6 protein-coding genes are annotated in these 9,959 nt (G+C 38.9%); all 6 read right to left on the bottom strand.

Annotated features, from left to right (window positions below; all coding sequences use genetic code 11):
* Positions 1-2,306: SusC/RagA family TonB-linked outer membrane protein (locus H7254_RS12730; RefSeq protein ID WP_301933326.1), on the bottom strand; the 2,306-nt coding region annotated here is incomplete at its 3' end.
* 212 nt (positions 2,307-2,518) lie between these two features.
* Complete coding sequence (locus tag H7254_RS12725) at positions 2,519-3,715, bottom strand: FecR family protein (RefSeq protein WP_301933325.1); 1,197 nt, start codon at positions 3,713-3,715, stop codon at positions 2,519-2,521.
* 109 nt (positions 3,716-3,824) lie between these two features.
* On the bottom strand, positions 3,825-4,412 hold the full coding sequence (locus H7254_RS12720) for an RNA polymerase sigma factor (protein WP_301933324.1): 588 nt from the start codon (positions 4,410-4,412) through the stop codon (positions 3,825-3,827).
* A 258-nt stretch (positions 4,413-4,670) separates the two neighbouring features.
* Positions 4,671-5,768: an acyltransferase family protein gene (locus tag H7254_RS12715; RefSeq protein ID WP_301933323.1), complete on the bottom strand. Its 1,098-nt coding sequence runs from the start codon at positions 5,766-5,768 to the stop codon at positions 4,671-4,673.
* Between the two features lie 54 nt (positions 5,769-5,822).
* On the bottom strand, positions 5,823-8,105 hold the full coding sequence (locus H7254_RS12710; RefSeq protein WP_301933322.1) for a hypothetical protein: 2,283 nt from the start codon (positions 8,103-8,105) through the stop codon (positions 5,823-5,825).
* A gap of 24 nt (positions 8,106-8,129) precedes the next feature.
* Positions 8,130-9,959, bottom strand: a 1,830-nt coding sequence (locus H7254_RS12705) for a hypothetical protein (RefSeq protein WP_301933321.1), incomplete at its 5' end; no start/stop codon positions are given.

The raw sequence follows: 9,959 nt of genomic DNA, 5'->3' as shown, positions 1-9,959 counted from the left end.
TTAGAAATAACATCCACATTTTTCATGAATTTTTCCTGAGATACTCTCCAGGCAACACCTGCAGAGGGAAAAAAGCCATATTTGTTGTTTTTACCAAATCGGGAAGAACCGTCTTCACGGCCGGTTAAAGTTAACATATATCTGTCTTTGAAAGAATAGTTAACCCTTGAAAAATAAGAGTTCAAGGTGTTATCTCCATCACCACTACCAGAACCTGGTCTTGCGGAAGCACCTGCACCAAGATTTGAGTATCCGTAAAAGTTAGACAAAAAAGTGTTGTTTGATGTACTCATATTCTGGTAAGCGTTTTTAGACCACGAAAGACCTAATACAGCACTCAGCATGTGATTGGCACCGAATTTTTTAGAATAATTAAAATAATTTTCATTCTGCCAGAAGTAAGTTTGGTTTTGCGATATGGATGCAGAACCTGTACCCCCGTATAATTTTCCACTATAACTATTATTTTTGTACACATTAAAATCAAGTGAGAAATCACTCTTAAAAGTTAGATCTTTAGTGATTTGTGCAACGGATGTAAAACTACCGGTTACCTGGCCTACATTATTCTGAGAATATATCTGATTTCTTCTAAACAATACATTGTACCATTGTTCACCTGTTTTAAAGTCGTAGTTAGTTCCCCAACGTCCGGCATAAACACCCAGCGTGGCATCATCAGGATATTTAACAGGTAATACAGACCACACTTCTGTAGCAGAACGGGTAATACCATCATCACCGGTTGCTTTACTTTTAGCAAACGCAAGTGATGTATTTAAAGTAAGCCATTTCAATGCTTTGATATCGCCGGTTATTCTACCTGTTAAGCGTTTAAAATATGATTGTTTCATTAATCCCTGCTGATCTGTAGTTCCCAGCGCTATAGAAAATTTTACATTTTCACTACCGCCGCGGATATCGATATGATGATCTTGATTGAATGAGTTACCAAACATGAGATCTTCCCAGTTGGTATCATATTTTGGCGCATAGCTATTGCCATCCTTACCAATTAATGGAATAGGATAACTACCTGCGGTAACTTGTTTAAATAAATGGGGCATTTCAGAATAACTGGTGCTACCCGTTGTTATACCACGGAAATCATTTGACGCAACTATGCTACCATATTTTGTAGCATTATTCATTGCCTGAGAATACAGATACATTAACTGTTCTGCATTTAAAGCATATACGTGTCTTTGCATGGTATTTTCAGAAACAACACTATTAATGCTGATCTGCGTTTTACCACTAACCCCACGTTTGGTGGTAACAATAATAACACCATTTGCTCCCCGGGCACCATAAATGGCAGTAGCTGAGGCATCTTTTAACACGTCAATAGAGGCGATATCCGAAGGATTAATTGTAGACAATGCGTTAGCAACACCCACTATTCCGTCAACAACATATAACGGATCGTTACCTGCACTAATTGAGTTTGTACCCCGGATACGAATCAACGGGTTTTGTCCCGGAACACCACCACCCTGGCTGATAACTTCAACCCCGGCAATTTTATTCTGTAAAGCTTGTCCTGTATTTACAACAGGTTTGTCCGTTAGTCTTTTAGCGCTGATATTTGATACCGCTCCCGTAACGTCTTTTTTCCTCGCAGTTCCGTATCCAATTACTACCACTTCATTCATTCCTGAAACATCCTCTTCCAGCGTAATATTTATTTCAGTTTGCTTACCCAGCTTTACAGTTTTCGTTTGAAATCCCACAATGGAAATTTCAAGTACGATACCTTTATTGTCAGGAGCCGCCAGTACAAAACGACCATTAACATCTGTAGTAGTTCCTTGCCTTGTACCTGCTACTATAACTGATACATTTGCCAAAGGCTCTCCCTTTTGGTTTACAACTCTTCCCTTTATTTCAACAGGTGGGGGCAGCGCTATGATATTGTTTAGCTGTATAGCTTGCGCAGATATAATTTTGGGTTGAATTACGATGGTATTACTTACAATCGTGTAAGTAAGTTGCTGATCTTTAAGACAGATTTTTAATGCTTCATCCAGCGTTGCATTCTTAATCGCAACGTCAAATGGTTTTGTTTCTTTTATCAGGTCTTTATCAAAGAAAAACAGAAATTCTGTTTGTTGCTCAATTGATTTAAAGATTTCGGATAAAGAAACATTTTTTCTAACAATGGTGACTTTTTGTTCGTACCCTTTGGCGCTAATATGGAATGTAAAAAATAATAATAATGCAATCGTTAATTTTACAATCATCAACATTTTAGCCGTTAAGGTTTTGGTGCCATTTTTTTTTCGGTGAGCAAAAGTTAACATCATAATTTTAAGTTGGTTCTGGTGAATAAATTGTTTGAGCTACAGTTTACAGTCTTACTATACCAGCAATGCAACTAACATTGCTGGGTTTTTTTTGGCTTTTAATACAGACTTATTTGTAAGGAATAAATTAAACCCAGTCGATAATTCGAAGGGAGATAATTATTCTTAAATTCAGTTTTTAGATTAATTAGTTTTTATACACATGCTGCAAATTATTGTACAATAATTTTTTTCCCTGCTATCGAAAATTTAACGTTGCTTAGTTCGAGAATTCTCAATACTTCTGATAACCCGGCATTTCTGTTTATTTTTCCTTCAAACCGCCGCATGGGAACCTTACCTGCGTAAACAATTTCCACATCATACCAACGTCCAATTTCCCGCATTATGGTTTCAATATTGGCACCTTCAAACCGAAACAGTCCGTTCTTCCAGGCTATTACTTCAACCATATCTGCGGTCGCTATTTTAACCTTATCGTCCTTAAAATTTATCACTGCCTGCTGACCTGGCTTTAACAAACCAACTTCTTTGCCTTGGATTATTTTTACGCTCCCTTCCAGTAAACTCGTTTTTGTTTCTGCTTCATCTTCATATGCTTTCACGTTAAAGTGCGTTCCCAATACCGCTATCTTCATATCCCTAACCTTTACCTGAAAGGGTTTCTCCTTATTTTTTGCTACTTCAAAATAAGCTTCCCCGGTTAATTCTACTTCGCGTAAACTACCGGAAAATGCTGTAGGAAAACGGATAGAAGAAGCCGCATTTAACCAAACCTTACTACCATCTGACAATACAATCTGGTATTGCCCACCTCTTGGTGTTGAAACTGTATTATAAGAAATCACCGTATCTCTAATGAAAGATGCCGGTGCTTTATACTCTAATAAACCCCCCAGCTTTTTTACATCGGTATTTCCCTGCTGTGTAAGCAATCCGTTTGGCATACTATCCAAAATAATTGCCTTGCCATCCGAAGTTGTAAGAACTGCGTGGTGTCCCCCTGGTAAGATCTTAGCGGACTTTTCGGTTGTTAACCCAACAGAACTGCTGCTATCCTCCTTCGCAATGGCATATTCTTTTTTGTCTGAAATAAAATATGCACCTCCCAGTATAATAAGAACAGATGCAGCTAAGCCCAGCCAAAATGTATAGACTGTTTTGCTATTTTTTTTTTGAATAACAAACCTTTTACCTCTTTTTAAAATATTATTTAAAATAGAAGCCGCAGCCTGATCAGACATTTGAATTTCATGTCTGGTATTCTCCATAAAACGATCCATGAGGATTTGGACCTGCTCCTCATTTTCCGGATTAGATAGTAAAACCATCAACTCTTCTTCCTCCGGACCACTGTACTTATTATTGATATAACACTTAAATAAGTACTCCAATCTCGATTCAGACATAAATTAATTTAATATTACAAATTCATTTCACCATCTTGCCCGGATGTAAGAGTCCTTTTACAAGAACGTTGGGTGGGTGCAGGAGCATTTTTTTTAAAATTATTTTCTGCTATTGTTGGGTGAGGCAGAAAAATAACAGGATAGAAGAATTTAGATGAAGCATACAAAAAGAGCGGATATTTTTAATTGCCTGCGCCATGTGAAACTTAACAGTTTCTGGTTTTAAATTAAGCTGGCAGGCAACTTCATGTCGCTTTAATCCCTGGTCTCTGATTAGTTTGTAAACTGTTTGCTGCTGGTTTGGCAACCGGTCAACTGCCCTTTGCAATAACGAGTTATATTCCTTTTCTATTAAAAGATCGGCTATATCATTTGTCACGAATAATTCATCATCAACAAGGTGTACAGTAGCTTTGTGGTTTTGCGCAATTTGCTTTAATACTTTATAAACATGGTTTCGGGTTACCGCAAAAAGGTAGGGTCTGAAATGTTGAATATCGTTTAAGGTAGCTCTCCTCAGCCATACTTTTAAAAATACGTCCTGTACAATTTCTTCCGAAAGTTCAACCGATTTTGTAAAAGTAAAAGCAATGGAATAGATAGTATTCCTGTGATGCTCAAACAATTGTTTAAAAGCATTTTCATCACCTGCTGATACCTGCTTTAACAATGCCTTTTCGGAGTCTTGTTCCATCATGGTGTCTTAATTCGATGAGTAATATTAGCAATGCAATTCAGCAATAAAAGTAATTAATATTCAATTCAGTTTTTATTTTTTTTCCGTTGGGGCAGCCTTTATTTAACGACCCATCAATTGGCTTCCTGGGTAATCATTTTCGTTGCTCAATTTACCAGACCAGTCAATCGGGTACCGATATTTTTGGTAACTTTTCTTATCTGACCTCAAAAAAAAGGAGCGTTATGGATGTACAATTATTGCACTTCTTCCCCTTTTTTAAAGTTTGATAAATATCTTTCTTTTGTAAAGCCACCATGCCGTTAAAAAATTAATCAACAAAAAAAACAGCGCATATAATAAACTGGCAAACCTAGGATCAGCGCTGGCATTGATTAACGTGCTTACAAGTTTTTCATTCAACGATGAGCCTCCAAATTTTGCTACATAAAAAAACAATGCCCATACATCGGCCAAAAAATAAATTGTAATGGCATTTGCACCCAAAATAATTCCCGGTAAGGTGCCCCATGTTTTCCCCTTGATATCTACAATAAAATAAAACGCTCCAAAAAGAAGGGACGCAAAGCCCGACGTAATTAACACAAATGAACTTGTCCACAAATTTTCATTCACCGGAAAAACCAAGCCCCAAAAATACCCTGCGATAGAAAGAAAAACACCTGTGGTCATCAGATAATTCACTTTCTCATTGGCAGTTTTATTACTCAAAATTATCCTGCCTGCAAGCATACCGGTAATACAGGAAACTACTGAGGTAACTGTTGTTAAAATACTTTCCGGATCCCATGTGCCCCGCCACATTTTTCCAGGCAGCAATTTATTATCCAGCCAAGCTACAATATTATTACCTGGTTCAAACATTATTTTATCTGTACCCGGCATTGGTATACAGGTAAGTGCCCACCAGTACAAAACCAGTAAGATACCTGCGATCCATGCCTGTTGTTTCCAGTTAGTGGTAAGATACAGCATTGCAGAAATAAAAAATACAACGGCAATCCTTTGTAAAGTTCCTGTCCAGCGGATGTTATGAAAATCGAAAGCCGGCATCAGGTTAAGAAACATACCTACCGTATATATTTTTAATGAGCGGATGAATATTTTTTTATACAATAAGTTTTTAGAAACAGTTGCTTCCATCCTTTTTGAATAAGCCAGCGCAATAGATGCGCCCACAAAAAAAAGAAAATAAGGAGCTACCTGGTCAGTAACAGATAAACCATTCCACTCAGTGTGGCGGAGTGTAGAAAACACAGCGTCTTCACTACCGGGATAATTTACCACAATCATTGCAGCAATTGTAAAGCCCCTTAGCGCATCCAGTGAAATAAGCCGTTGGTTTTGATTGACCATTGTAAAACTAATTTTCTATGTTAAACACGGAAAGAATCCAATAGCAAATCGTTTTTATTTTTGAATGATGGTGTTATCAATTATTGTTCTTGATTTACCTTCCGGCGCATCAATCACTTTCAAATAACGGCCCATCCAATATGGCAACAGCCAAATATCGCCGGCACTATATTCGGCACTGCCATTTTCATCCCCGCCATCCAAATCAAAACGGTTAGCGTTGTGCCTGTTGATGGGTAATTCATCGGGTGGTAATACAGCTTTAATTGTCTGGTTGCGAAAATTTTGTGGAATAAATTCAATGTCTTTTCTATTGCTGTTTTTCACCTTCCATGTTATCATGTCCAGTGGATAATTTTGTAAGTACCAAACAGCCTCGTTTAAATCAAATTGCTTTACACCAGTGATGGCCGTAAGAATATTCCATGCAACTTCTTTTTCAGGCCTTTCAATCTGCCAGTGGTTGAGGATAGCACTTTTAAATTTAGCTTTTAGCGTATCATTTAAAGCGTAGCGATACAGGCCCCAATACCCCAGGAAATACATTTCATCATCTGAATGATTCCATCCATCTGATAAATTCTTTGCCAAGTCGGCGGCTCCCTCGGGGGCATGACCAATTTCTGTCATCGGCCGCATCAGGTTATCCAGATATCCATATTTATTTATCAGCTCCAATGCTTTTTCCTTGTACATTTTTTTGCCGGTAAAATGAAAGGCTGTCTGCAGCATCGAAACAATATTGGAAGAAGTAATCTTTCTGTCACCAACCGTTTTCGGCATGGCATTAACATATTCCGGGTTCCATCTTCCCCAACGGGTAGGCTCGCCGTTCCAATCTATCATATACAGATCATGCTCCACAATATGCCGCATTAAACCATCCATTAGTTTGATGGCCTTGCTTTTTATTTCGGGCACATTAATCAATTCCGCAATGGCTCCAAATACAAACATATGCCCGATCGCTTCATCACTGCTGGTGGTAGATTTCCAGTCCCATTCAGAATTTGCGGCGTGTTTCCAGGCTTGTGTATCTGCCAATTCGTATCCCCTTCTTTCATAAGACCGCGAAGGAAATCCTTTCATATCATTTACGGTGTACAAACGCTCCATTGCATCCAATGATTCTCGGCAATTTTGAAGTGCTTCAGGTGACTTGGTAGCCGCATAACGAAATACTTCCGCTCCTAAATACATGGAAGTCCAAAGCCCGTCATTGTCCGAATCCTCCAGAGATCCGGTATTTACATCGCCGTTTTTCATTCTTGAAATAGTAGCGTTGAAACCGAGGCGTATATGCCTTAAACGCACCTGCTGCTCAAAATACAGCGCCTTTTCATATAAAGTCATGGGCGCAAAATGTATTTCACCGAGACCTTTATCCGTTAAGATTAATACAGAGCGATTGGCACCTTGTGCAATATCCGTTACCCGATCAGAAGGTATCCAGCGCTTTGAAGCATAAAACTTAAATTTTCCGTTTCCCTCTTCCATGAACGCACCATTGACAGAGCCAAACCAAAGTGTATTTTCAATCTCTTTTATAACAGTAAGGTCCGGGCAAGGCAACTTACTGCGGATGCTGCCCACCTGCTCACCTGAAGTTGCATTTAATTTAAAAAAGCCAGCGTGTGTACCAATGACTATTTCATTATTGTTGTTAGCCAGCGCAAAACAGGTAAACCCATTGCCTTTATATTTTGTATGAATCAACTCGTCTTTAGGGTCGAAAAAAGCTACGCTTTGTTGACCCAGCAACCAAAACAAATTTCTTTTTTTATCAAATAAAATATCAATCAATGTGTCATCCGTTTTTAATTCGGATATCAATTTTGAATCCTTCAGGTATTGGATGGATATCCCGTTGCTGAGAAGAAACGAAAAATCCTGGCCCCCGCTAAACATAGTAACACCAGTCATTGTATGAAGACAATATAATTTACCGGCCCAGGCATTGCTTAAAACAGCCTTATCATCTGCATATACAAACTGGCTTTGATACAAACCAATATTCGTAATTTTTTTATCAACCATAGGCAGATAGGATACATCCCGGACAAGTTCTCCCGGAGTAAGAAACTGCCCGCCCGATTTTTTTAAAATACCTTCAGAGGAGTATACCTGCACAACACCATTGCGATCACAAAATACATTTTTAAAAATAATGTTGCTTGCATCCTTCACCGGACTAATTGTATATTTTATAGCGTAGCCCTGCAGGTAAGCTGTGTCATTTAAGCCAGGCTTTACAGGCAATCCATCAACCGGTAAAGCTTTTACCCCTTGTAAAAACAGACCAAGCAAAAGCGAAAAGCACAGCACTTGTTTAATCATCATCATATATTTAGCAGTAAAAAATTATTGAATTATTTTAAGATATCGTCCCATCCAATAGGGATACAACCAAAACACCGGTTCTTTTTCTGTGCCGGGATTACCACTCATGGCAGCCCAGGGATTATTATCCCAACGCACCGTAGCACGAATACTTGGGGGCTGTAATTCATTTACCTCTAATTCATCCAACACAGGAGTATGTACCAGTTTAATATCTTCCCTTTTGGTATGATCAATGTTCCAATCAACCAGATCGAGCGGTGTATTAATCAAAAAATCAACGGATGCTTTTTGCTCAACTTTTTTATTTCTTGCATAGCAATATAAAAAATTAATAAGTGGGTTTTCATCCTTCTTTCTCTGTTCCATCCATTTATCAATATGCTGTTGATAGAAGGCTAACAGCTTTGGATCTTTTTCGCAATGCAGCAATATGGGGTACAGATAGGCCTGCATCGTTACATCATAATAAATAAACCAGGCTGGATTTTGATTTGTTAATTCGGCCATGTTATCAAGATAGTGTTCTTTATTGATCATCCGGAGATATTGCTGCTGGTACTTTTCATCATTTGTACAATAATAGGCCAGTTTTAAAAACGTCAGTAACTCCATTGAATTCCCGCTTCTGTCCGGCGACCATTCAGGATCGTGATTAAGTAATTGCGGCGACCATACAGACCAACGTGCATGCTTGCCGTCGATATCCATCATAGTAAAATCATGGGCAATTAAATGATCTGCAAGTGAAGCAACATGATGCCTTACAAGATTTTTTTCTTCTTCATTAGCGGCCAGGGTATAATAGAAATAATAACCCATCATGTGGCCGCACCATTCATCGCTGCTGGCATCCCCTTTCCACAACCATTGTCCATCGGCAGATTTGTGCCAGCGTATTTCCACAGGTTTAAACCTGGGTTCATTTACAAGCTCTTCTGCTTTTTCTTTTTCAGAATACGTGCGGTTACCATCATGTACCCTGCCGGCCCATTCAATGGGTACCATGCTCCTTGCAAAATAACCATCCCCACCCGTTATATCCTGCAATTGTTTTAAAAAGCGAAATGCCTTTTTTGCCTTTTCCCTTGCGTCTTCGCTACCGGTTACAGCATAACGAAAAGATTCCATCGCTAAATAATTGCCGTTAAATTCTCCATCGTTGTCATCGTCTTCGGGCTGCCAGTGTGTAGTATCTCCCGCTGTTAAAAGATGAATTTGGCTTGCAGTCCAGGGTTCGCGGATATGTCTTCGCATGAGCACATCATAAAAATAATTTTCTTTATCAGCAAGGCTCATCCATCTTTTTTTTATGGCACTAACACCTTGTGCCGTTGCAATCCATGCATTCCCCTGCTGGTCGAAAGCAATATCATTTACAGTATCATCCATCAGCCAGCGGCGGCTGAAGAGAAGTGAATGTTTGCCATCAGGATAAAATCGAATAACACCCGCCTTTGTGCCTATCCACATTACCTCATCAGCAGATTGCTTAACGCAATTTGTAAAAATGGATGGGCAGCCTTCCGCAGGTGTAATTACCCTTTGTCGTTTTGAGTGGTTGATTATATTAACTCCACCTAAGCCAGTAATCCATAAATTTCCTTTATTAAACGCAAGCCCTTTTAATGCCGCACTTAACAAAATATCTATTTTATAAAAGCGAGCTATTTCATTTTTAGTGGCATGATACAAACCCATATCGCTGGTTACCCACAACCCTTCTTTACCATCTGAAACAGCGCCGCGTACAGAACGGGCAATGGCATAATCTCTCTTTACAAATTCATTACCTGTACTTATCCAAACGCCTTCCGGACCGAGCGCATACACACCTTCTTTAGAGGTACA

Source organism: Ferruginibacter sp., from assembly GCF_014377975.1.
In the GTDB taxonomy this organism is placed as follows: Bacteria; Bacteroidota; Bacteroidia; order Chitinophagales; family Chitinophagaceae; genus Ferruginibacter.
Note: the sequence above shows the minus strand (reverse complement) of the source record. Positions and strands in the feature narration are given on the sequence as shown.